This window comes from Prosthecobacter sp., from assembly GCF_044378005.1.
Classification (GTDB): Bacteria; Verrucomicrobiota; Verrucomicrobiia; order Verrucomicrobiales; family Verrucomicrobiaceae; genus Prosthecobacter.
In genome coordinates this window covers 28,626-51,781 of record NZ_JBILYB010000027.1, presented here as the reverse complement: position 1 = coordinate 51,781, position 23,156 = coordinate 28,626, and the positions used below count along the sequence as shown (strand labels likewise).

Sequence of the window (23,156 nt, the reverse complement as noted above, 5' to 3'; positions counted from 1 at the left end):
AGATGGCTGTGTGAGTTGCAACCAAGCCGCACGCGGCTCGATAGTCGCTGGTGTCGAGGCTGAACTTGACCGCGTGCTTTTGAGGCTTGCCATTGACCATTACCACCGCGCCCGCTCGACGCAGTTCGCGGGGGAAGGTCATCCTGAAATAATAAACGCTTCCGCGTTTCAACAGGTGTTCCTTGGCAGGCATGGATTCTAGAAGTGCTGTATCAGTTTGCTGTAGCACTCGGCCCATAAGTCCTCCAATCTTGCCCGGGTAACGTTGATTTTCAAGCCTTAACGTGAAGGCTGGCGGACAGAGAGGGATTCGAACCCTCGGAACGTATTACCGTTCATACGCTTTCCAGGCGTACCCGATCGACCACTCTGGCATCTGTCCTCACTGATAGCTGCTGCCGGTCGGGGCAGCGGGGCGCGATAGTGCTGTCTCCCCCACATCCTCGCAAGCTGATTTTCAGAAGACTTCGCAGGCATTCACGAAGCCCGCCGCCCATGCATAGATTGTGCTTGCCGCTAAGTGGAGCGACACACCAACATGCCCGCCATGATCACAAGCCGCGCCATCGCTGCTGCCACACGCCTTTTCACAGGCGTCAGGCGACTCACCGCTGCACCCCATGGCAATGGACCAGCGATCTACTACGCGAACCATACGAGTCATCTCGACACCCTCGTCATCTGGTCTGCCCTGCCCTGTGAGATGCGTGTGCAGACCTCACCCGCTGCCGCAGAGGATTACTGGAACGCCTCCACCATGCGCCGATGGGTGGCGAAGGAAGTGTTTCAGGCGGTGCTCATCCCGCGCGAAGGCATCACACGGGATAACAATCCGCTCGACCGTCTCGCCACCTGTCTGGAAAGCGGACGTTCCATCCTCATCTTTCCCGAAGGCACGCGCCGCAGCGATGGGCAGGTCGGTGTTTTTAAATCCGGCCTCTACCATCTCGCGCGACGTTTCCCGCAGCTTCCTCTCGTGCCGGTGTATCTGGACAACCTCGCCCGCGTGCTGCCGAAGGGCACGCTTCTGCCCGTGCCGATCATTGCCCAGGCGCACTTCCGCGAGCCGATCCGCTTTGATGAAAGCGAAGCCAAGCAGGCCTTCCTCGAACGCGCTCGTGAAGCGATGCTCCACCATTGATTTCCCATGGACTCCGAAACCAAACTCCTGTTCGCCATCGTCGGCGGCATTCTCGTCGTGGCATCCATCCTCGGGGCCATTCTGGCAAAGACAGCCAGGAGCGAGGGAGCGAAGAAGACCATCGCGAATATGAACGCCCGCACGCGTTCGTGGTGGGTGATGGTGGCTGTTTTTTCCGCGACCCTTCTGATGGGGCCGAACTTCACCACCGTGCTCTTTGCCAGCATCTCCTTCCTGGCAATGCGAGAGTTCATCACGCTGAACAAAACAGACCGCGCCGACCATGCGGTGCTGTTCTGGGCCTTCTTCATCATCCTACCGCTGCACTACTTCCTCGTCGGCATCCGCTGGTATGGGCTCTTCACCATTTTCATTCCTGTTTATGCCTTCGTCTTCATTCCTTTCCGCCGCGTGCTGACGGGCGAGACCCGTGACTTCTTGATCAGCACCTCGAAGATTCAATGGGCGCTGCTGGTCTGCGTTTATGCCGTGAGTCACATGCCCATGCTGCTTTCGCTCCCGCTCAAAGACTATGCCGATGAGAATGCGAAGCTGCTCTTCTTCTTCGTGCTTACCGTGCAGCTCAGTGATGTGATGCAGTATGTGTGGGGGAAGACCTGCGGGAAGCGCCCCGTGGCTCCGCATGTGAGCCCAAACAAGACGCTCGAAGGTACGCTCGGCGGCATTGGCACCACGGTGGCAGTCAGCACCTGCCTATGGTGGGCCACGCCCTTCGCTCCCTGGCAGGCGGCATTGATGGCGCTGCTGATCTGCCTCGCGGGTTTCTTTGGAGGACTCGTCATGTCCGCCATCAAACGCGACCTCGGCGCAAAGGACTGGGGGGCCTCCATCGCCGGTCATGGTGGGTTCATGGACCGCATCGACTCCCTCTGCTTCGCCGCGCCTCTGTTCTTCCACCTGTGCCGCTTCTTCTTCGGGACGGGCACGGATGCGCCGCCGCCTGAGTGGGTACTGCGCTGGCTTGGACGCTGAGACTCTGCCCCCAGCTTGCGGAATCAGCTCCCATGAGGCAAAGTAGCCGCCATGGAGAACTCAGCACTTCAAGAAGCACCTGTCCGCGCCCCTGAAGGCACGGCGATCCGGCAACTTTCGGTCTTCCTTCAGAACCGCGTCGGCTCCCTTATGGCGCTGACGAAGCTGCTTCAGGACAACAGCATCGAGATCCTCGGCATCTCCATGCAAGACACCACGGAGATGACGCTCGTCCGCCTCATCCTGAGTGACCCCGAAGGCGCCGGGATGCTTTTCATCGAGCGCGGCATTCCCTTTGCCGAGTGCAAAATCGTCGTCGTGGAGATGAATGAAGCCCGTCAGCGTCTCACCGATTGTCTTTCCACCCTGCTGGCGGCTGAGCTAAACATCGAGTTCTGTTATTCGCTCATCGTACGCCCAAAGACCTTCCCGCTCCTCGCCATCCACTGCGATGATACCGACATCGCCTCCGACGTGCTGAATCGCGCGGGCTTCCGCGTGCTTTGCCAGGGCGATCTGAGCCGCTGATGGCTGCTTACCTGCGGATGTGCAGAAAGTAGTTCACCCCTTCCGGTTCCCATAAAATTTGCACCTGATCCTGCGTGGCTCCTGCCTCGACAGCCAGCGCCAGCAGCGTCTCTCGGCTGCGATGACGCAGGCTCCAGTGGCCAAAGTATTCCATGTAATCGCGGCTTGGATTGAAGTCCGAGAAGTTCCCCACCACCACCTCGCCACCGGGGCGCGTCACCTTCATCAACGAGCGCAGCAGATGCACAAAGAGACGGTCCGTCAGATAATCAAACAACCCAGCCGACCACACGAGATCATAAGGCCTCGCAGGCACATGCTTCAGGACGTTCCGATGATGATAGGTGATCCGGTCCAACCACGGCGCGCATAGACCTTTGCCGTAGTCGATCGCCCGTGCGTCCATGTCCACACAGTCCACCGTCACAGGCGCGTCGGGTTGATCGAGGAAAAACTCCCGCAGATCCCGGCACGGACCGCAGGCCACGTTCAGCACATCCATCGCAGCGCCAGAGCGAGAAGTGAGATGATCGCGCATGAGTTGCTGAAAGTAAGCCTTCCGATTCCGCACCGCCACGGGTGCAGCCTGTGAGTGGAAGTAGAGATCCCACAGCCGCTTCTGCGGATCAGCACTGGTGTGCCGGGTGTAGATATGATCGATGATCTCGAAGTCGCCGCTGTAGCCATATTTCCGCTCCAGCGCCTCCGACTGCATCGTCCCGGAGAGATAGCGCCGCGTCACGTCCTGCACATAAGCCAGCACTTCCCCTGAGGAGATCGCACCTCCACGCACAGCATCCGCCAAATGCCGAATCGCTCGGTTCAAAACCACATACTCGGGAGGCAGCGGGCCACCTTTCACGATGAAGTCCTGGAGCAGGTCATCGAACTGGCTGAGCAGATGAGACTCCCGCCGGAAGAGAACCGGTGCATCGGCCAGAGTCATGGAAGCGAGGGCGGACACGAAGTGGAAAGCTTTTAAAATATCACCACCCACGAACAGTTAGTGCAGGTGATTTATTAAAATAAGCAAACCTTCAAGGAAGAACAACCCCCGAAGCGACTCACAACGAAGAGTTTATTTATAGAAATTCGACTCCCTCCGGTCATTCCCATTTTCGCCGATCCATCCAAGCCTGCTTCCCCTCCAGATTCGGACTCGCCTACCCTTTTCAGTCCTCCTTCACCTTGCCGCGGCCCCGTTTGACCTCTCCTCGCTCCCGCTTTGTCTTCAAAATCTTGCGCTTCAGCCCACGAGGTTTGGGGCGGTTTTGGCGGCGAACCTTCTCCTTTTCATTCTGCACCGCCAGCCGGGCATCACTCAGTGCCTTCTCCAGACGTTCGCACAACTCCACGCGTGCCCAGTGGCGATTCATCACCTGCGAGCGCTCCTTCTGGCAGCGCACCTCCAGCCCAGTCGGGATGTGCCGAAGCACCACCGTCGATGACGTTTTGTTCACCTTTTGCCCGCCCGGACCACTGCCACGGATGAAGTCTTCCTCCAGGTCATCCTCTCGGATGCCGAGTTTCTTCAGGCGTCGGGTGAGCGCATCTTCGTCTGGCAAGGGCATGGCTGCGAGTCTAGCACGACTCTTCGCGACTGGCACGAACGGTTTGACGAGCCCGAAGCAGCGCACTACGAGCGGGAATGATTCCCGCCCAAACCGTGTCCGAGCCCCAGGCTCTCCAGCCGTTCCTTTTCACGGCCTGGCCTGAAGTGAAGCGCACGAAGGTCAAGCAATGGCTCAAATACGGTGCCGTGCATGTGAACGACAAAGTCGTCACCAAGCACGACCACGCCCTCGCCGCCGGAGACCGCGTCTCCATCCTCCCCACCAAAGCCCCGCCTCCGCCTACCGATGACCTCCCCGAGGGCGTCGCCGTGCTTTACGAGGACGACGCCATCATCGTCATCCACAAGCCGCCCCACCTTCTCACCATGGCCACGGACAGTGAGAAGGAGCGCACCGCCTACTCCTTCCTGAACACCTACCTCCGAGACAGCGCTCACAGCGGTCGCGCCCGCGTCTGGATCGTCCATCGTCTCGACCGCGAGACCTCCGGCGTCCTCCTCTTCGCCAAGACCGAGGAGGCCAAAGAATTCCTCCAGACCCACTGGCAGGACTTTGAGAAACGCTACCTCGCCCTCGTCGAAGGAGCCCCACCGGCCAACTCCGGCACCCTCCGCAGCCACATTGATGAAAGCCAGCCCCACCGCGTCTTCGTGCGCAATGGGCCCGGCCCCGGCGCACGTGAAGCCATCACCCATTACCGAGTCCTGCGTCATGGCATGGGCCGCACCCTCGTCGAACTCACTTTGGAAACTGGCCGCCGTCATCAGATCCGGCTCCAGCTTGCCGAGATCGGCTGCCCCGTCGTTGGCGACACCAAATATGAGGCCAAATCCAACCCCGTCCGTCGGCTCGCCCTTCATTCCGCCCACCTCCGCATTGATCACCCCGAGACGGGCAAGTCCATGACCTTCGAGTCACCGCTCCCGCCCGAGCTGGCAAAGCTGTTGCCAAGCGAGGTCTAACCTTCCTCAAAACAACTCCGACTGCCCGCTCAGTGGCGTCACCAGACCGAGCTTCCGGTAGGCCGAAGGCATGGCCACACGACCGCGCGACGTCCGCTTCACAAAGCCCTGCATCACCAGATAAGGCTCATGCACATCCTCCAAAGTCGAAGCATCCTCCCCCACCGCCACCGCGATGCTCCCCAGCCCCACCGGGCCGCCGTCAAACTTATGGATCAGCGCCTCCAGGAAGCGCTTGTCCATCTCGTCCAGACCCGTCTCATCGATGTCGCGCATCGTCAGCGCCAGGACGGCCACCTCCCGAGTGATCTCACTCTGCGCCTTCACCTGCGCATAGTCGCGCACCCAGCGCAGCAGATGGTTCGCGATGCGCGGCGTCCCGCGTGACCGCTGCGCGATCTCCCGCGCGCCACTTTCCTCGATGGGCACCGTCATCAGCCGCCCCGAGCGCATGATGATGTGCTGCAGCTCATCCACCGTGTAGTAGTCCAGCCGATTCGGAATGCCAAAGCGGCTCCGCATCGGTGCCGTCAGCATCCCCGCTCGCGTCGTCGCCCCCACCAAAGTGAAGGCTGGCAGATCGATGCGGATCGTCCGCGCCTTCGGCCCCTGGTCGATGATGATGTCCAGGCGGAAGTCCTCGATCGCCGGATACAGATACTCCTCGATGCTCGGGTGCAGGCGATGGATCTCATCGATGAAAAGAATGTCCCGCTCCTGCAAATTGGTCAGGATTCCCGCCAGGTCCCCTGCCCTCTCAATCTGCGGCCCGCTCGTCGTGTGCAGTCGCGAACCCACCGCACTCGCGATCAAATTCGCCAGCGTCGTCTTCCCCAGGCCCGGAGGCCCGCAGAGCAGCGCATGATCCAGCGGCTCACCGCGCATCTTCGCCGCCTCCACCATCACGAGCAGTTGCTCCTTCACCTTCGTCTGCCCATGGAAGTCCTCAAAATTCGCCGGGCGCAGGGCGAGATCAAAGGGCGAGTCGGCTTCGTTCAGGGTAGGAGTCACAAGTGCGCAGTCTTTAAACCGTGTTCGCCTGACCGCAACCCATCAGCGCAGCACGTTTGGCGCTGACAAGCCGATGTATGGTTGCATGGCCTGCCTTCGTGATTGAACTAGCCCCAAACAGGCAAGTGCATGGCCCGGCGGGTTTTGTTTGGACAGCCCACGAACCGGGTTTACTGAGCCAGCGAATCATTTTTCCACACCTCATGACCAAGCACTACATCTGGGACGCCTACTTCGCTGAACTCTTCGACTCCTGCGTGCAGGAGTATGACGAAGGTAACAAGGACTACACAGGCTGGTTCACGGAAGAGGATGAGGAGTTCCTCAGCGCCATCGGCTGCCGCGACCGCGAGATCTTCGACTTCATCGAGGACCACTGCGTCTCCGATGGCCAGGACCCGACGGCCACCACGGCCCTGCTCGTCTCGGCGGTGCGGCGTGACTACTTCCTGACCATTCAGAAAGGCATCCCGAGCACGAACATCGTGGGCCCTTCCGAGCTGCCAGCGAAGACGGCGGAAGTCGAAGGCATCGTCTGGCTGCCGCGCATCATCGTGAAAGCCCGTGCCAAGCTGCGCGGCGAGATGGACCCGGACACCATGTATTGCTGCGGCGGCGACCGCGCCTTCCTGGCAAAGCACGACATCCATCCCGCCGACTTCCTCCGCGTGGTCTGGGCCGCCGGTGACGATGACTCAAAGATCATCGCTTATGTGAAATCACGCGCTGCGTGATTCATCACCGCTTTCATGAGCAGTGGTGGAGCTAAGGGGATTCGAACCCCTGACCTTCTCATTGCGAACGAGACGCTCTACCAACTGAGCTATAGCCCCAAAAACTCTGCGCCGAACCTACTAGGCGGAGTTTGGGGATTGTCCAATGTGGATTTGGTGCCGGGTCTTTCACCCTGGGATGCTCCTGTCTTGACGCGGGCGGCGTGAGTTCTCACCATGGGCGACATGTCATCCGAGAGTGTCCTGCCCGCCGCTGAAATCCCCATGCCCGTTGAGTCGCGTCTGCGGCGCACGCTTCGGTGGCTGGAGAATGCGGGGGAGAACTACCGGCTGACGCGCTTCGTTCTTCTTCGCTTTCTAGGGCTGGTCTGGTTCGTGGCGTTTCTTTCGGCGGCACAGCAATTCATCCCGCTGGTGGGGCATGACGGACTGCTGCCGGCGGACCTCTTTGTTGAGCGGGTGGTATCGCGCTTTGGGTCACCGTGGGCGGTGTTCTGGGAGGCTCCCTCACTCTTCTGGTTCCGCTGCGATGACGCCATGATCCTGGCGGTGACGTGGACGGGCGTGATGATCTCGGCGCTGGTGATGTGCGGCTTTGCCAACAGCCTCATGCTGCTCGTGCTCTGGGCACTCTACTTCTCGCTGCTGCCCATCGGCCAGGAGTGGTTTCAGTATGGCTGGGACATTCAGATTCTGGAAACCGGCTTCCTCGGGGTGATGCTCTGCCCGCTGCTCGATCCACGCCCCTTTCCCCGCCGGGCTCCACCGATCCTGATCGTGTGGCTTTATCGTTGGTTGATCTGGCGCATCATGATGGGCGCGGGCTTGATCAAGCTGCGCAGTGACTCCTGCTGGACGGATCTGACCGCGCTCTACTACCACTACGAGACACAGCCGATCCCGAATCCTCTGGCCCGCTGGCTGCACTTCGCGCCAAAGTGGTTTCATCAGGCGGGCGTGCTGACAAATCACTTCGTGGAGCTGGTGGTGCCCTGGTTCGGCTTTTACGGGCGCTGGGCGCGGCACATCTCCGGCGTGCTGATGGTGGGTTTCATGGGCGTGCTGATCATCACGGGAAATCTCTCCTTCCTAAACTGGCTCACCATCATCCCGGCCCTGGCCTGCTTTGACGACAGCTTCTGGCGCAAGGTGCTGCCACGCAAGTGGTTGGGCTGCGCCGATGCCTCCGCCGCGGAGCACGTCGGCTGTTCGCGGGTGCACTTGATCGTGACGCTGCTCTTCTCAGGCATTGTGCTCTGGCTGAGCATCGCGCCGGTGAAGAACCTCTTCTTCACCGATCAGCAGGCGATGAACGGCTCCTTTGACAAACTTCATCTCGTGAACACCTACGGGGCCTTTGGCAGCATCGACCGCGAGCGCTTCGAGCTCGTCTTCGAAGGCACGCAGGACAGCATTCCCGAGATGCTCGCCGACTGGCGCGAGTATGAGTTCAAAGCCAAGCCCACTGACCCGATGCGGCGTCCCGTGGTTATCACGCCCTATCATTACCGGCTCGACTGGGCGGCGTGGTTCCCATGGTCAAAGGTGCCTGGGCGCAATGACTGGCTGCCACACTTTCTCTGGAAACTGCTGCACAATGATCCCGGTACGCTGAGCCTGCTCGCGGGCAATCCCTTCCCCGACGCACCACCGAAATGGCTGCGCGTGAGCGTGTATCGCTACAAGTTCGCGCCCCCCGGCCAGGCTGATGGAGCGTGGTGGACTCGCGAGCATGTCGGCACGCATGTGCGTCCGGTTTCGCTGGAGTCGGCGAATCTGCGCCAGCTTATCGAAAACGCTGGCTGGCTGCGTGAGTGAGCTTGATCACAAAGCCGCATGTGCCTCGCGCAGCACGGCCTCAGTCGTCTCCCAGTCCATGCAGGCATCAGTGATGGACTGCCCCCGCGTGAGCCTTTCCTTCGGCTGCGGGAACTTCTGACTGCCGCCGACGAGGTAGCTCTCCAGCATCGCACCGATGATCGCCTTTTGTCCGGCGCTACGCTGGCGGACGATCTCGCGGAAGACCTCGGGCATTCGGCAGTGATCTTTCGCGCAGTTGCCATGGCTCGCATCGATCATGATCGCGGGCTGAAGTTTCGCAGCTTCGAGAGCAGCGATGGTCTCCTGCACGTTGTCCGCCCCATAGTTAGGCCCGCCTTCACCGCCGCGCAGGATGAGGTGGCAGTCGGGATTGCCATTCGTCCGCACGGCGGAGGCCACGCCATCCTCGCTCACGCCGAGGAAGGTCTGCGGCTGCATGGCGGCTTTGATGGCATTGATGGCAGGGGAGACGTGCCCAAAGGTGCCGTTCTTGAATCCGAGCGGCATGGAAAGGCCCGAGGCCATCTGGCGATGCGTTTGCGACTCCGTCGTCCGCGCTCCGATGGCGCTCCAACTGATCAGGTCGGCGATGTATTGCGGCGTGATGGGATCCAGCAGCTCCGTCGCGGTCGGCATCCCCAGATCCAGCACCTCCAGCAGCGTCTTGCGCGCCAGCCTCAGCCCGGCAGGGATGTCGCAGGTCCCGTCGAGATGCGGGTCCATGATCAGCCCCTTCCAGCCCACCGTCGTGCGCGGCTTCTCAAAATACACGCGCATCACCAGATACAGCTTGTCCTGGAGCTCCTGCGCCAGCGCCGTCAGCCGCCGCGCGTAGTCCAGTCCAGCTTCCGGATCATGGATCGAGCACGGCCCGACCACCACGAGGAAGCGCTCATCTTTGCCGCGCAAAATGTCCCGGATCACCGCACGCGACGAGGCGATGAGTTCCGTGTGCTTGGGCAAAGGCGCGATCTCCGCGACCAGGCTGCGCGGAGGCGGCAGCGGCAGGTTGGAGGCGATGTGGAGGTTGGCGGTCTGACTCATGAGATGATCCCTTGGCACTTTCACTGCTGGCTTTCACCTGCCAATCCCATGAAAAAAGCCCCACGCCCTTAGAGCTTGCCAAGCGCCGCCTTTCCCGCGAAAAAAGGTCGCCCCTCTCCCACCATGTCCGACGACCTCCCGCCAGATGCCTTCCCCTCCGCCGCTGAACTCGGCTCGGCTCTGCCGCAGTATGACATCGAGGAGCGCATCAGCGTGGCGCAGGAGAGCGCCATCTACCGCGCACGCCAGCCCGCGCTGGATCGCAACGTCATGATCCGCCTCATCGCCGAGCCCACGCCCCAGGCCGCCGCGCGGCTCATGGATCGCCTCCGCGCCCGTGCCCGTCTCGTCCATCCGCGCATCGTCGCCGTCTATGACTTCGGCCGCACCCAGGCCGGCCTCCTCTACCTCGTCACCGAGCATGTCGATGGCCGCTTGCTCTCGGACCTCATCGTCGAGCGCCAGGTCCCGCCAAAGCTCGCCTACAGCCTCGCCCTCCAGCTTTGTGACACCCTCGCCCTGCTCCATGGCCAGGGTTCAAAACATGGCGCGCTGAACACCCGCACCCTGCTCGTGGACAGCGAAGGCCAGATCAAAGTCACCGGCATCGGCATGACCCTCATGCCCAGCGGCGAGATCTCCTGGCTGCATGAGAAAGAGGGCACGCTGGCCGATGACCTGTATGCCGTCGGTGCCGTGCTGCATGAGATGTTTGGCAAAGAGCCCCTCCCTGAGGATGGCCGCGTCTCCCGCAATCTCCCGCCCGCCTTCGGCGCGGTCATCCGCCGCTGCGTCCACACCGATCCCGCACGCCGCTTCACCAGCGCCACCGAGATCAAAGACGCCCTCGTCCTTGCCCTGCGCACCCAGCAGCAGAGCGCCGCCGCCAAAGGTGCCGCCGCAGCCCCCGCCGTCCCCACACCCACGCCCGTCACTTCCAGACCCGCCGCAGCCCCGGCGGCTTCTCCCGCCCCCGCACCGGCTCAGGCACCGGCGGCAGCGGCACACCATCCCACCGCACCGCCGCCGCCCATGTATGGTCGGGGCCGCCCGCCGCCGCCCATGGTCCGCGCGCAGCCCAGCTTCATGAAGAAGCTCGACGACTTCCTCTGGTCCTGCCTCAGCGCCGGCCTCCACTTCGGCGTCTTCTTCGTCACCGCCTCCATCCTTCTCGTCTTCTACATCATGAAGGACAAAATCGTCATCAACCCCGACGACGACCCCAAGTCCCACCGCGAAGAAGCCGCCATCCCCGGCGAAATGCTCGGCAAACTCCCCGCCGCCCCGCTTCTCCCCGAAGCTCCCACCGCTCCGATCTCCAAGCCCATCACCCTGCCCGCCCCCGATCCCTACGCCGGCATCAATGCCGAGTACCGCACCGCCGTACAAAACGAGGCCACCGCCGCGCTCGATAAAGTCCGCCTCGACGAGCTCACCTACATCCGCAAAGAGCTCGACCGCATCCAGACCGGCCAGCCCGTCCCCGACACCGACGAGCCCGATCTCCCCGCCTCCCTCAAGCGCCTCCGCGACGATTACCGACAGAAGCGCGCCGCCCTCGCGAAATAGATCTTCATGAAGTCCCACCTCCTCTCCGCCCTCCTCCTCACCAGCTTCGCCAACGCCGCCGACTGGCCCGAATGGAGAGGCGACGGCGGCCAGGGCCAGAGCAGCGCCACCGGCCTCCCCGCCACCTGGAGCGAGACCAGCAGCATCGTCTGGAAGGCTCCCCTCCCAGGCCGCGGCCACTCCACCCCCGTGCTTGTTGGCGGCCAGATCTGGCTCACCACCGCCATCGAAAAGCCTGCCACCGAGGCCGAAGCCAAGGCACGCCTAACCACCAACACCGGAGACCAGCCCCTCACCGTCCTCGCCTCCGTCAGCATCCGCGCCCTCTGCCTGGACCCCGCCTCCGGCAAAGTCCTCCACGACATCGAGCTGCTGAACGTCAAAGACCCCCAGTGGGCCCATCAATTAAACAGCTACGCCTCCCCCTCCCCCATCCTCCGTGACGGCAGACTCTACGCCAGCCACGGCAGCTTCGGCACTGTCTGCCTCGACACCGCCACCCAGAAGATCCTCTGGAAGAACGAAGACCTCCACGTCATGCACGAAAACGGCCCAGGCTCCTCCCCCGTCCTGCATGGCGACCGCCTCATCGCCCACTTCGATGGCAGCGACGCCCAGTTCATCGCCGCCTTCGACACCGCCACCGGCAAAGTCGCCTGGAAGACCGACCGCAGCGGCCAGATGGACCCCCGCCCCCCGCAAAAGAAAGCCTACGGCACCCCGCTCATCGTCACCATCGGCGGCCAGCCCACCGTCGTCAGCCCCGCCGCCGACTGGGTTTATGGTTACGCACCCGCCACCGGCAAAGAACTCTGGAAGCTCCCCTATGAAGGCCTCGGCTTCTCCATGAGCGTCCGCCCCGTCGCCGACTCCGAGCGCATTTACTTCAGCACCAGCTTCGGCAAGTCCCAGGTCATCGCCCTGAACTACGCCGGAAAGACCACCCCCGACATCGCCTGGCGTAACAACAAAAACGCCCCCAAAATGTGCTCCCCCGTCCTCGCCGGAGGCTTCCTCTTTTACGTCGATGACGGCGGCATCGTCAGTTGTGTCGATCCCAAGACCGGCGAGTCACTCTACAAAGAGCGCATCGGCGGCAAATACAGCGCCTCCCCCATCGTCGCGGATAACCAGATCTACTTCGCCAGCCGCGAAGGCGTCGTCACCGTCATCCCCGCCAGCAAGGATTTCAAAATCCTCGCCCAAAACACCCTCGAAGGCACCCTCATGGCCAGCCCCATCGCCATCGATGGCACCCTCTACCTCCGCACCGACAAGGCGCTGTACCGCATCGGGAAGTGAGAGATTAAATCGCCAGGCCAACACGCCGTCATCACTCGGAGCACCGCCTTCAGGCGGAACGGAGTCTCCTGATCCTATTTGATCCTATTCCCGCAAAGGCCCTCCTGCCTGCGTCCCACCTAAAGCCGGTGCTCCGAGCCCAGAGTTTGGAGCCGCAAATATGCGAGGGGGCGGCTCACAGAGCCCTGGATCTATTCAACGACGCTCCAGATTGATGTCATCTGACCAGCGGAAGAGGGAAGAGAGCCGCAATTTGGCGACGGGTTCAGTCGATCTCCAACTGCAAAGGTTGTCGTGCCAGGTCTTTGGGTCTCGATCAGGACCAGCTGAGTAGATGATCGCGGGGAGCCGCAGGGTTGCCGGTGCTACAAGCTTGGTAAGCCAACCTGTTTGTCTGCCCGCTTCGGGATTGGCGATTTCACCGTCGTTGTTAGTGTCGAGGATGATGAAATAAGGCTCTCCCCAAAGATCGATGACCTTGGCGGGTTCAGGATTGGTGCCGTTTCCCACATAGGCTTCCACGAGGCCGTTGCTGATGCCATTTCTCGCTAAAGCGATGTCGAGGAAACGAATCTTCCTCGGGTTGTGGGTTTCCTCCTCGCCGAGTAGGCACTCAATAAAGTCTCCTCTGGATCGACATGCAGCGTCTTCCTTGGAGGTTATAGCCGGCACACTCGGCCAATGACCGTAAACGGCCTTGTAGGCTTCCATCGACTTGGTGACTGTCGCCATATACCACCTCAATCGATTCAGAATGACATCTGAAAGGACTCTTCTGCAGCCATAGTCAGCCAGAATGATCAAGGCGGCGAGCGCTATGAACCCAGCCAAATAGCCTAACGACTTACGTTTAGGCTTTAAAGGCGGTGGCTGAGCTGATTCGGCGTTCACGAAAGCAGCCTACTTTGAGCCGTCAGGCGGAGTCGAGATCAAAGAAGCCGATACTGCCACGGCATGAGTTCCTCATTGCTGCGCAGCAGCCTCAGATCATGTCCATGGAGACGAGGATCTCGCGGGGCTTGGCTCCGTCGCCGGGACCGATGATGCCGCGCATCTCGAGGATGTCCATCATGCGGGCGGCGCGGCCGTAGCCTAACCGCAAGCGGCGCTGGAAGAGGCTGGTGGAGGCTTTCTTTTCCTGGCGCATGACTTCGAGGCACTTTTCCAAGGTCTCTTCTTCTTCGCTGCTGACGCCGCTGGATTCGCCGTCTTCGCCGTCGCTCATGAATTCGCCGCTGTTGGCATCGACTTTGACGTCGTAGATGGGTTTCCCCTGGGCAACGCAGTGGTTGACGATGGCGAGGATTTCGTCATCGGTGACGAGGGCACCCTGGCTGCGAATGGGCTGCGCGCCGCCCGGGGGGACGTAGAGCATGTCGCCTTTGCCGACGAGATTTTCGGCTCCTTTGCGATCCAAGATGACGCGGCTATCGAGCGCGGAGGCGACCTGGAAGGCGATGCGGGTGGGGATGTTGGCCTTGATGACGCCGGTGATGACGTCGGCACGGGGGGTCTGGGTGGCGACGATGAGGTGGATGCCGGCGGCGCGGGCCATCTGGGTGATGCGGGCGATGGCGCCTTCGATGTCGGCGGGGGCGGTCTGCATGAGGTCGGCGAGCTCATCAATGATGACGACGACGTAGGGCAGGGTGTCCGGGATAATGAGCTCCTGGCTGCGGGGCGGCGGGGCCTCGCTGTCGCCGGTCCAGATGCCGCTGTCCTCGATGGGAAGGATGTCGTCGTCCTCGTCTTCATCGGGGATGCGGACGTTGTGGGTGTCTTCGTCGTCGGCGTCCCAGGGCGGGGTGGAGTCGGCGATGTAATCGAGGCGAACCTGCTCGGGGTGGGTGCCGTCCTGGGCGGCATCGGCCATGGCGGCGGCTTTGGCAAAGGCGCTGGAGGTGCGGACGGGGGCGGCGACTTCGGCGGCGTATTCCTGCAAGGCGGCGATGCTGCTGCCGAAGGGGACGTCGGGGACGGGGCTGGCTTTGGCGGCGGCTTTGGAGACAGCGGCGGGCTTTGCCAAAGAAGCCTGGCGGGCGGCGGGGACAGCGCCTCCACGAGCGGGAGAAGCCGGTGCAGTGATGCCGGCAGCCGCGTTTGCAGCGGCGGTGGCGGCGCGTTTGCGGTTGCGGTTGTTGAAGGTCTCGAAGTTGCGGCAGGCTTCGCTGGCGAACATCTGGTAGCGGTTTTCCATCTCCTTGACGACCCAGCGGAGGGCCATGAGGGCCTTTTTCGGGTCGGTGACGACGGGCAGGGCGAGGTGGGGGAGGTCGGCGTAGTTCTGCATTTCGACGACCTTGGGGTCGATCATGATGAAGCGGAGTTCATCGGGGGCGAAACGGCAGAGGAGGGAGGTGATGATGCCGTTGATGCAGACGGATTTGCCGGAACCGGTGGAGCCTGCGACGAGGAGATGCGGCATGGCGGCGAGGTCGCCGATGATGGTTTTGCCATAGACGTCCTTGCCGAGGGCGATGGGGATCTTGGCTTTGCCGTTGAGGAAGATGTCGTCCTCCAGGAGCTCGCGAATGGGGACGATGACTTTGTCGCGGTTGGCGAGCTCGATGCCGACGGTGTCCTTGCCGGGGATGGGGGCGAGGATGTTGATGCGCTCGGCGCAGGTGGCGCGGGCGATGTCGTCATCCAGGGCGGCGATGCGGGCGACGCGGAGTCCATCGACGGGGCGGACTTCGTAACGGGTGATGGCGGGGCCGCGGGTGATGTCGCCGGCTTCGACCTTGACGCCAAAGGAGGCCAGAGAGCGAATGATGGTCTCTTGGACGGCGCGCATTTCGCCTTTGTCGGCAGGTTTGGCGGCCTCCTCGGGCCAGGAGAGGAGGTCGAGCTCGGGGAGGACGTAGTCTTTGAAGCGGACGGTCAGGCTGCCAAGGGTGCCATGGGGGGCCTGCTCCATCTTCTGGGCGCGCTTTTTCTGCCAGACCTCGGAAAGCTTGGGTTTGTTCGCGTCATCGTGATGGGCGCGGGAGGCGGAGGAATCGAAGATCTTCGGCTCAAAGGTGAGGCCGAGTTCCGGGGTGACCATCTTCCCAACAGGCGCGGGGGCTGCATCAGCAGCGATCTCGGTGCGCGGGGCTTTTTTGCGGCGGATGGTGACAGGCTGTCCATTGGCTGCTGCGGCAGCAGCTTCCTGGAGGTCAAGCTCCTGAGCTGCCAGCTCGCGACGGATGCGTATTTGCTCCATCCAACGCTCGATCTCGCTGCGGATCTCGTCCATGACGAGGATGGGATGCAGGCCGCTGGCGAGGAAGAAGCCGACGCCGTAGATGCCGCCGAGGAGGACGGTGGAGCCGAGGGTGCCGAGGAGATTGGCGAAAATGCTGCCGCCAATGAGATAACCGAGACCGCCACCGCCGCCGAGCGGGGTGATGTCGTCCCGGGAGTTCAGGATGCCCTGGACCTCGAGGATGGCAGCGGCACTGATGATCATGAGCGCGACGCCGAGCCAGGAGCGGCTGGAGACCTTGATGTTTGAGGCCAGCTTGCAAACGCCAAACCAGGTCATGCTCACGGGCACGAGGTAGATGGCCCAGCCAGCCAGCCAGAGACCGCCCCAGCTCAAGATGGCCCCAACCACACCGACGAAGTTATGAGTCACCTTCGAGTTCTCATCGACAAGGCTGCCGGGAATCCAGCTCGGCAGATCGCGCGGATCATACGAGATCAAGGCCAGCAGGAGCATGGCGGCGAGGATGAGCAGGCCGATACCGATGGGATCATTCCAGGCACTGGCCTGTTTTTGATCACGGGCACGCTGAGGACGGGCGGCGGAGACGGCCGGAGGCATGGGAAAAGGGAGGGAGAGGGTTCGAAAAGGCGCTGATTACTACAATAAGCCAAAATATCGGCAAAACTCAATAACGAAGTATCTCGGTGTCACGCGTTCATGCCGGGACTAGTGGGGTGGTTCAAAACCTTCTCAATTAGCGAAGTTTATGGCGGTGGTCACGGATTAGGCTTTACGAAAAAGCGGTCTTAAGCCAGCGTCGGATAATGAACTGGAAGTCTCCTTTGCTATACCTTGTTTTTTCCATCGGCTCCCTAATGCGCTCAGAGGCGTCAGTTTTTGACCTCGGGGCTTCTTCATTGCCCGTGGTTTTGGTGCCTGGATTTAATCATGCAGATGTGTTTTTGCCGATCACGGGCACAGCAGGCGGGTTTGATTTCAGCACGCTGCAAGTGACCTCTGACTCCGCTTGGGTGACACCTCAGGTGGAGGTGGCAAACCAGCGGGTGGTGCTGCGCTTCACAACTTCTTAGCTGACGAACTCGAGCTACACGGCGACAATCTCAGCAACCCATGGTGCGAACACGGACACAGTGTTTGTGAATGCCACTCTCGGTGTGCGGAACATCTTCAAGCTGCTGGATGATCCTGTGCGCTCACGCATGTATGGTATCCAGCTCAATGGTGTGAACCGTGGGGCTATCGCAGTCATCGATCCGCTTACGGGTGCAAGCATCTCCAGTGTGACCGTGGGGAACAGGCCGACGGGCATGGCTGTCTCGAATGATGGCAACGAGCTTTTCGTCATCAACGCCGTGGATGAAACCATCTCCGTGGTGAATCTGGGCACTCTGACCGTGACGCAGACGTTGCTGTTGCCGACTTTTGATAACTGGGGGACCGCCGATACGACGGCTAACCTTGGAGTAGGGCCAGGAAACATCCTTTATTATACGGACGGAGCCTGGGCACCAATGCTGCGGGTGTATGACCGAGCCACGGGACTGGTCGTGCAGACGGTGGCTGCAGATGGGCCATCAGGCACTTATGGATTTGGAGATTTTTCACTTAACCCGGCTAAATCCCAGCTTTTCGGCTGGATGCAGTATGGTTGGTCCGCAGGCTTAGCGAACTCATTCATAAGCAAATACAGCGTTGCGACCAACGGGACATTAACATTCGCCGAGAAATCGGGATCGAGTATCATCCTAAGCCGCGACCCTCTGGAAACGCCAGCTTTAATCAGCGGTGATGGCAGCAAGCTCTTCATCAAGCAGCTCATGGTGAGCCCGACCACGATCAACACAGTGGACCGGAGCTTCTCCGGCCCAGTTTACTCGATCACCCCTGGTGGCGAGATCGCGGTGACGACCAATGCCATTTTCCAGACTTCCACAGGTAACAAACTCTATGATCTGCCGATCACAACGAGCGTCCATGCCATCACATCGGACTACTCACGACTAGTGTATTACAACACAGCCACGCGAACGATCACGAGTCTGGATCTGATCGCTGCCATCGGTTCCGAGGTCATGGGGCGCACGCTTTCACCCGCTGATGGCTCGATCGTCCTGCCGCCGAGCATGCTGAGCTGGGCTCCGCTGCCGGGAGCGGGAAGTTATCGGGTCTATCTCGGCACCTCCAGCGCGGCTGTGTCGGCGGCGACCACGGCTTCACTCGAGTATTTAGGAAGCACTACGCTGCCTGATATTGCGCTGACCGGGACATTGGCAACTTCAGTGACTTACTATTGGCGAGTAGATGCTCAGGTGGGCGGCACCTTTAACCCAGGCACCGTCTATTCCTTCACGGTGTCTCCCATTTCTTCCAGTCTGCAAAAGGTGGAGACAGCGACCGTGCAGGGACATGCCGACCATCGTGTCTCAGTCTCTCTGGCCTCGGCCAGCCCCGGCGTCTCTTGGACGGCGTCAGCCAATCAGAATTGGGTGAGCTTTGCCAACACTTCCGGAGCGACACCCAGTAACCTGGAGATCATCCTGAATGCCTCCACCTTGCCGGCCGGAGTGCATCTGGCGACGGTGACGCTTTCGGGCACGGGTGGCACTTTGTTCACACTTCCGGTGAAGCTAACTGTGGAGCCGCTGGCGGTGACGATCCTGAAGTCCGATCCCGCTTCATCCAAGATCTATGCCATCAGCGAAAACACTGCCGTCACGGGAGCCAAAGCCTACCTGCTGGAGATCGACAGCACGATGGAGGCCATCTTGAGAGTGCGTCAGGTCGGCAGCTCCGCCACGGATCTGGCGATCCACAATGGAGACAACAGGATTTACATTCCGAACTGGATGCCAGGCTCATTGCTGGCACTGAATAAGACGACGCTGGCCCTGGAGCGCACTTATGCCTTCACGCCCTTTGGCGGGACTGGTTATGGGGCCAATGATGCTTACCGAGTATCAGCTGGAGCAGCGGGGCGCATCGTGGTGGAGGAGGAGGATCAGTGGGTGGACCTGAGCATCTTTAACACCAGCACCGGAGCCGAGCTTGGCACGATAGGTCTGCGTGAGGGCGGAGGCGGCTTTGACCCGACAGGCCGCTACTACTTCCATGGAGAAAACAACAGCTCCGGTGCCGAGATCTATAAACTGGATGTGACAGGAGATGTCTTCACCTCGCTGGCCCACACGCGGGTGCAAAGCTACTCTTACTATGGGTCGAGAGTCGTTGTGGTGTCTGAAAGCGGCAACGGAGTCTTCTGGAACGGCTCCTATTTCAACTCCAGTCTCGTGGAGCAGTGGTCGATGAGCGCGGAGACCTACAGCACCACACCCGATGCCCGATTTGCCTTCGGTGACACCAAGATTTTCGACACGGTGAGCAAGCAGCAGGTTCTGGCCATGCCACTGACAACCCAAGTCAGTACCTACAATTCCACGAGTAAAAAGCTCGCCGTTCAGAATGGAAGCCGGCTGCGCTTTTACAGCGTCCAACTCCCTCTGAGCCTACCAGATTCTGTGCTCAGCGCGGGTACGATCACCCAGACATCCATCGCACTTTCTTGGACGGATGATTCCCTGGAAACAGGTTTCACGCTGCAACAACGTGCCGCTGGTGCCACCGCCTGGACCAATCTGACGCCTGCCATCAATGCCAACCAGACTACATTTGCAGTCAGCGGCCTGACCTCGGACACTGCCTATGAATTCCGCATCAAAGCAGATGCACCAACGGCGAGTTCGGGCTGGAGCCCGGTGCTCTCGGTAAGGACTCTGGCACCACCACCGCCGACTGCCACGCTGACCTCTGCCGCCATGTCAGGCATTTCTGTCGCTCTGAGTTTCTCATCGACGGGGAGCCCGACAGCCATCGTTGTCGAGAAGGCGCTTGCAGTCAGCGGCCCCTGGACCGTGCTCACGAGTCTGGCTGGAACGGCGACATCACACACGGACAGTGCAGTGGATGCTGGCATCGCTTATTACTACCGGATCAAAGCCACACGCGGTGTGGTGGAGTCGGCTTATTCGAGCACATTGAGCGTCACGGTTCCTCTGCCTTCAGTGACTCTGACAAGCCTGACGAACTCGGCTGGAAGTGTTCAGATCCTCATGTCGCCAGCCAACAGCCCTGCCACCATCGTCATCGAGAAAGCGATTGCTTCCTCCGGTCCATGGAGCGTCTTGAGTTCTGTCTCAGGGGGGACCACAAGCTATCTCGACAGTTCAGTCATTCCACTCACGACTTATTATTACCGACTGAAAGCCGTCCGTGGCAGCTACGAGTCTGCCTATACCAACGTCAGCAGCATCACCACCCCGGCACCAGCCGTGCCTGCCTCTCCGACAGGCTTTGCACTTTCGACCGTTTCAGCCACCCAGATCGGACTGCGCTGGAATGACGTCGCCTCGGAAACCGGCTATCAACTTGACCGCCGTCTGGTGAGTGACATCACCTGGACTCCGCTCGCCACGCTTCCTGCGAATGACGTGATTTACAATGATGCAACCGTACTGGCGGGCAGCACCTACCTGTATCGGCTAAGCGCTTTCAATGTCGCAGGCAGCAGTCCCGCCGTTCAAAGCAGCGCGGTGACTGCCGCCACGCTGACGACAGTGATGGAGGATGACTTTGAGCCCAATCTCGACTCAATGGTCTGGCAGCAGACGAGTGTGGCGTCATCCCTCAATGGCGGACAGGGATTCAATGGCACCAAGGCCTTATGGTTCGGACGTACCGGCACTCGTAGTGCTACGACAAACACCGTCTCCATCGTCTCGGGAGCGCGCCTGACATTTGATCTGAGGGCTGGCAATTCTGCTATAGACGGCACCACATATTGGGACAACTCCGAGTCTGGAGAAGGCATCGTCCTCGAATACAGCCTGGATGGCGCTGCTTGGACCACTATCCAGTCGATTTCCACGGTGTATCCAGCCTATAGCACCTGGCAAACTGTGACCGTGACCGCGCCAGACGGAGCCATCTCTTCAGCCACCCAGTTTCGCTGGAGGCAGTTGGCCCATAGCGGAACGGGGTATGATGCCTGGGCGCTGGACAATCTTCAAATTCAGAGTTCTGGGCAAACGATCGCGATCTTCACAGAGCAGCCTGAGCCTGAACTCGTGATGGAAGGGTCTTCTGCCACGCTCAGAGTTAGGATTAACAGGGGCGGGTTCAGCTTCCAGTGGTTCAAGGACAATGTACTCATCCCAGGTGCCATCCAAAGTGCCTACACACTCGCCTCCACTCGCGCCTCTCATGCAGGCCAGTACCATTGCCGGGCCTCATCGGCATCTGCCATCTTGGAGAGCGACAAGGCAGTGCTCGGCGTGGTGCAGCCCGTAGGTTACACCTCGCTGCTTCGTGTGCGGCAGGGCGGTAACTTTGCGCTTTCCATGCGTGTCTTCCCCACCACGCTCGCCAGCCAGATGAGCTTTGACTGGTATCGGCTCGTCGAAGGAGATCTCGTCGGCATCGGTGCTGTGACTGGGGCAAACACAGCCAGCCTGCGCGTTGCCGGCACCACTTCGGATGCAGTTGGCAGTTACTACTGCTTCCTGAGTTACCAGGGAGTTTACACTCTGGATGTGGGACCTTACCGCGTTTCCATTTTAAGCGCCCCTGAGATTGATCCCATTGCTGACGAGACCTTTGTCGTCGGTCATGCTGTCAGTATTCCGGTGTTTGTGAATGATCTCAATTCCACGATCAGTGTCACGGGTCTGCCTGCCGGCCTTCGTTTCGATCCAGCGACGAACAGCATCATTGGAATCCCGACCGTGGCTCGGACCAGTACCGTAACGGTAAACGCAAAAAATGCTTATGGCAGCGCAGTCCCCATGCTCTTTGAGCTGGTGACTACACCGTTCCCCCTCGGTCTAAGCGGAAGTTACCAGGGTATTATCCAGACCTCCTCAGATGGTTCGCTGCCAAATGGAGGACAACTCACTTTCCAAGTGGGGCAGACTGGAGCGACCAGCATGGTCGTGACGCTCGTTGGAGAGACTTTTCGAATCAGCGGCAGTGTTCAAGTGCAAGTCGGCGGCACGGACGGGCTTTTGAGAGCCGCCATCGTCAGGAAATCCGCACCCGCACTCAGTTTTGAAATCCTCCTGAACAGCTCAGACATTCAGACTGGCGGCTTGCTGAACGGGGATGAGCAGCAAATCGCTGACATTCAGATCGTGAAAAACATTTGGACAAAGGCCAACCCGACCACGGAAACCGGCCTCTACAATCTAGCTCTCGTTCCAAGCACGGAAGCCATCCACCCTGATCACCCCATGGGACGAGGCTTTGTCAGCCTCTCTAACGCAGCTGTGGGTACGGTGAGCTGGGCTGGACGCATTGCCGATGGGGAACCCGTTACAGGCTCCAGCCTCTTAGGCGCTGCAGGAGACATCCCGCTTTATCAGTCATTATACACCGCTAAAGGCTCGGTTTTTGGTTGGGTGCGCTGTGAATCTGGAGAAGCACTCGGCAGTCTGCGTTGGACCAAAGAGGATCACTCCACCAAGACGGGCATTCGACTCTACAAGTCGGGCATACCAGCCCATTTGCTTGATATCAGTGGCGGGCGCTATGTGCGTCCCGCCGCCGGAACACCGCTCATTGCCGGGCTCATGGACACCTCCAATAACGCTCTCATTCGCTTCACAGAAGGTGCGCTGCCCGTCACCATCGATCAACTGCTCACACTGACTAAGACGCAGACCGTCGAGCGCCCTCCGGTTGGGGTGGCCAATCCGCAGGATGTACGCCTGACTCTCACCGCCAAGACGGGCATGTTCAGCGGCAGCTTCGCAATCAAAGATGTCAATCCCGCCAATGTAAGCCAGATGCTGACACGCACGGTTTCATTCTCAGGCTGCCTGATTCCCGGACAAGATCTCGGTGTCGGATACTTCCTTCTACCCGAGCTACCCACTGCAGGCCTAAAAGGCAGCGCGCTCACCAACACACCCATGTGGTCGGGTGCTGTCGAACTTATTCCTGCTAACTAACTCAGCAGACTTTTTTTGCGAGGTTGCGTGCAAAGTCATCGGCCGTGTAGCGGGCGAAAATGCTGCGCAGTTCGGCCTTACCGTATCCGCCTCACACATACCCCTTTCGGCAGCATCTCTTCGCGAGCTTTTTACTTATAGGCATCGACTTGTCTTGCCGGTGTTATTCTTGGTGAGTCAGCTTTCTTTTCAACATCGCCCAGCGTTTAGCCCCAAGGTGTCAAAAAAATTGAGGCAATGGGCCTCTTCGAAATCAAATCTCCCC

The 23,156-nt window shown here is 60.4% G+C and carries 17 protein-coding genes and 2 tRNA genes; 10 read left to right on the top strand and 9 right to left on the bottom strand.

Annotated elements, in window-relative coordinates:
• A partial coding sequence (locus tag AC6FTP_RS08075; RefSeq protein ID WP_497206396.1) for a DUF6538 domain-containing protein occupies window positions 1–193 on the bottom strand: 193 nt, incomplete at its 3' end.
• A gap of 99 nt (window positions 194–292) precedes the next feature.
• A tRNA-Ser gene (locus AC6FTP_RS08070) sits at window positions 293–382 on the bottom strand.
• A gap of 165 nt (window positions 383–547) precedes the next feature.
• On the opposite strand from AC6FTP_RS08070, the gene AC6FTP_RS08065 reads away from it, so the two are divergent.
• Genes AC6FTP_RS08065 through AC6FTP_RS08055 form a run of 3 tightly spaced genes read left to right on the top strand, consistent with a single transcriptional unit; the run spans window position 548 to window position 2,662 of the window.
• Window positions 548–1,141: a lysophospholipid acyltransferase family protein gene (locus AC6FTP_RS08065; protein ID WP_497206395.1), complete on the top strand. Its 594-nt coding sequence runs from the start codon at window positions 548–550 to the stop codon at window positions 1,139–1,141.
• Window positions 1,142–1,147: 6 nt separating this feature from the next.
• Entirely contained in the window at window positions 1,148–2,134 is a 987-nt protein-coding gene (locus tag AC6FTP_RS08060; RefSeq protein WP_497206394.1) for a phosphatidate cytidylyltransferase, read from the top strand.
• Window positions 2,135–2,185: 51 nt separating this feature from the next.
• Window positions 2,186–2,662 carry an ACT domain-containing protein gene (locus AC6FTP_RS08055; protein ID WP_497206393.1) on the top strand — a complete coding sequence of 159 codons (477 nt, stop codon included), beginning with the start codon at window positions 2,186–2,188 and terminating at the stop codon, window positions 2,660–2,662.
• A 7-nt stretch (window positions 2,663–2,669) separates the two neighbouring features.
• Here AC6FTP_RS08055 and AC6FTP_RS08050 read toward each other — a convergent pair whose 3' ends face one another.
• Both AC6FTP_RS08050 and AC6FTP_RS08045 read right to left on the bottom strand, forming a co-directional pair.
• Window positions 2,670–3,626, bottom strand: a complete 957-nt coding sequence (locus tag AC6FTP_RS08050; RefSeq protein ID WP_497206392.1) for a class I SAM-dependent methyltransferase — start codon at window positions 3,624–3,626, stop codon at window positions 2,670–2,672.
• A gap of 208 nt (window positions 3,627–3,834) precedes the next feature.
• Window positions 3,835–4,233 carry a peptide chain release factor-like protein gene (locus tag AC6FTP_RS08045; protein WP_497201829.1) on the bottom strand — a complete coding sequence of 133 codons (399 nt, stop codon included), beginning with the start codon at window positions 4,231–4,233 and terminating at the stop codon, window positions 3,835–3,837.
• Window positions 4,234–4,328: 95 nt separating this feature from the next.
• Here AC6FTP_RS08045 and AC6FTP_RS08040 point away from each other — a divergent pair, with 95 nt between their 5' ends.
• Window positions 4,329–5,198: an RluA family pseudouridine synthase gene (locus AC6FTP_RS08040; protein ID WP_497206391.1), complete on the top strand. Its 870-nt coding sequence runs from the start codon at window positions 4,329–4,331 to the stop codon at window positions 5,196–5,198.
• Window positions 5,199–5,204: 6 nt separating this feature from the next.
• Here the strand turns inward: AC6FTP_RS08040 and ruvB are convergent, their stop codons facing one another.
• Window positions 5,205–6,209, bottom strand: coding sequence for a Holliday junction branch migration DNA helicase RuvB (ruvB, locus tag AC6FTP_RS08035; RefSeq protein ID WP_497206390.1), 1,005 nt, complete (start codon window positions 6,207–6,209; stop codon window positions 5,205–5,207).
• Between the two features lie 203 nt (window positions 6,210–6,412).
• On the opposite strand from ruvB, the gene AC6FTP_RS08030 reads away from it, so the two are divergent.
• Window positions 6,413–6,943, top strand: a complete 531-nt coding sequence (locus tag AC6FTP_RS08030; protein WP_497206389.1) for a DUF5069 domain-containing protein — start codon at window positions 6,413–6,415, stop codon at window positions 6,941–6,943.
• A 23-nt stretch (window positions 6,944–6,966) separates the two neighbouring features.
• Here the strand turns inward: AC6FTP_RS08030 and AC6FTP_RS08025 are convergent.
• Window positions 6,967–7,042: transfer RNA gene (locus AC6FTP_RS08025), tRNA-Ala, on the bottom strand.
• 117 nt (window positions 7,043–7,159) lie between these two features.
• Between AC6FTP_RS08025 and AC6FTP_RS08020 the strand changes: the two genes are divergently transcribed.
• On the top strand, window positions 7,160–8,761 hold the full coding sequence (locus tag AC6FTP_RS08020) for a lipase maturation factor family protein (RefSeq protein ID WP_497206388.1): 1,602 nt from the start codon (window positions 7,160–7,162) through the stop codon (window positions 8,759–8,761).
• 6 nt (window positions 8,762–8,767) lie between these two features.
• Here the strand turns inward: AC6FTP_RS08020 and AC6FTP_RS08015 are convergent, their stop codons facing one another.
• Complete coding sequence (locus AC6FTP_RS08015) at window positions 8,768–9,808, bottom strand: 3-deoxy-7-phosphoheptulonate synthase (protein ID WP_497206387.1); 1,041 nt, start codon at window positions 9,806–9,808, stop codon at window positions 8,768–8,770.
• A gap of 123 nt (window positions 9,809–9,931) precedes the next feature.
• Here AC6FTP_RS08015 and AC6FTP_RS08010 point away from each other — a divergent pair, with 123 nt between their 5' ends.
• A complete protein-coding gene (locus AC6FTP_RS08010) occupies window positions 9,932–11,377 on the top strand; it encodes a protein kinase domain-containing protein (protein ID WP_497206386.1) in 1,446 nt (481 codons plus the stop codon).
• 6 nt (window positions 11,378–11,383) lie between these two features.
• Complete coding sequence (locus AC6FTP_RS08005) at window positions 11,384–12,679, top strand: PQQ-like beta-propeller repeat protein (protein ID WP_497206385.1); 1,296 nt, start codon at window positions 11,384–11,386, stop codon at window positions 12,677–12,679.
• 195 nt (window positions 12,680–12,874) lie between these two features.
• On the opposite strand, the gene AC6FTP_RS08000 is transcribed toward AC6FTP_RS08005, so the two are convergent.
• Both AC6FTP_RS08000 and AC6FTP_RS07995 read right to left on the bottom strand, forming a co-directional pair.
• Entirely contained in the window at window positions 12,875–13,570 is a 696-nt protein-coding gene (locus AC6FTP_RS08000; protein WP_497206384.1) for a hypothetical protein, read from the bottom strand.
• Between the two features lie 91 nt (window positions 13,571–13,661).
• Entirely contained in the window at window positions 13,662–16,487 is a 2,826-nt protein-coding gene (locus AC6FTP_RS07995; RefSeq protein WP_497206383.1) for an FtsK/SpoIIIE family DNA translocase, read from the bottom strand.
• A gap of 206 nt (window positions 16,488–16,693) precedes the next feature.
• Here AC6FTP_RS07995 and AC6FTP_RS07990 point away from each other — a divergent pair, with 206 nt between their 5' ends.
• Complete coding sequence (locus tag AC6FTP_RS07990) at window positions 16,694–16,960, top strand: hypothetical protein (RefSeq protein ID WP_497206382.1); 267 nt, start codon at window positions 16,694–16,696, stop codon at window positions 16,958–16,960.
• A 66-nt stretch (window positions 16,961–17,026) separates the two neighbouring features.
• Window positions 17,027–22,891 (top strand): hypothetical protein, encoded by a 5,865-nt coding sequence (locus AC6FTP_RS07985; RefSeq protein ID WP_497206381.1) that lies wholly within the window; start codon window positions 17,027–17,029, stop codon window positions 22,889–22,891.
• Window positions 22,892–23,156: the final 265 nt, after the last annotated feature.

Excerpts from the sequence above, each read along its gene's own strand:
- AC6FTP_RS08015 (WP_497206387.1), bottom strand. The coding sequence starts at position 9,808 with ATGAGTCAGACCGCCAACCTCCACATCGCCTCCAACCTGCCGCTGCCG.
- AC6FTP_RS08045 (WP_497201829.1), bottom strand. The coding sequence starts at position 4,233 with ATGCCCTTGCCAGACGAAGATGCGCTCACCCGACGCCTGAAGAAACTC.
- AC6FTP_RS08055 (WP_497206393.1), top strand. The coding sequence starts at position 2,186 with ATGGAGAACTCAGCACTTCAAGAAGCACCTGTCCGCGCCCCTGAAGGC.
- AC6FTP_RS07990 (WP_497206382.1), top strand. The coding sequence starts at position 16,694 with ATGAACTGGAAGTCTCCTTTGCTATACCTTGTTTTTTCCATCGGCTCC.
- AC6FTP_RS08060 (WP_497206394.1), top strand. The coding sequence starts at position 1,148 with ATGGACTCCGAAACCAAACTCCTGTTCGCCATCGTCGGCGGCATTCTC.
- AC6FTP_RS08005 (WP_497206385.1), top strand. The coding sequence starts at position 11,384 with ATGAAGTCCCACCTCCTCTCCGCCCTCCTCCTCACCAGCTTCGCCAAC.
- AC6FTP_RS08010 (WP_497206386.1), top strand. The coding sequence starts at position 9,932 with ATGTCCGACGACCTCCCGCCAGATGCCTTCCCCTCCGCCGCTGAACTC.
- AC6FTP_RS07995 (WP_497206383.1), bottom strand. The coding sequence starts at position 16,487 with ATGCCTCCGGCCGTCTCCGCCGCCCGTCCTCAGCGTGCCCGTGATCAA.
- AC6FTP_RS08020 (WP_497206388.1), top strand. The coding sequence starts at position 7,160 with ATGGGCGACATGTCATCCGAGAGTGTCCTGCCCGCCGCTGAAATCCCC.
- AC6FTP_RS08065 (WP_497206395.1), top strand. The coding sequence starts at position 548 with ATGATCACAAGCCGCGCCATCGCTGCTGCCACACGCCTTTTCACAGGC.
- AC6FTP_RS08030 (WP_497206389.1), top strand. The coding sequence starts at position 6,413 with ATGACCAAGCACTACATCTGGGACGCCTACTTCGCTGAACTCTTCGAC.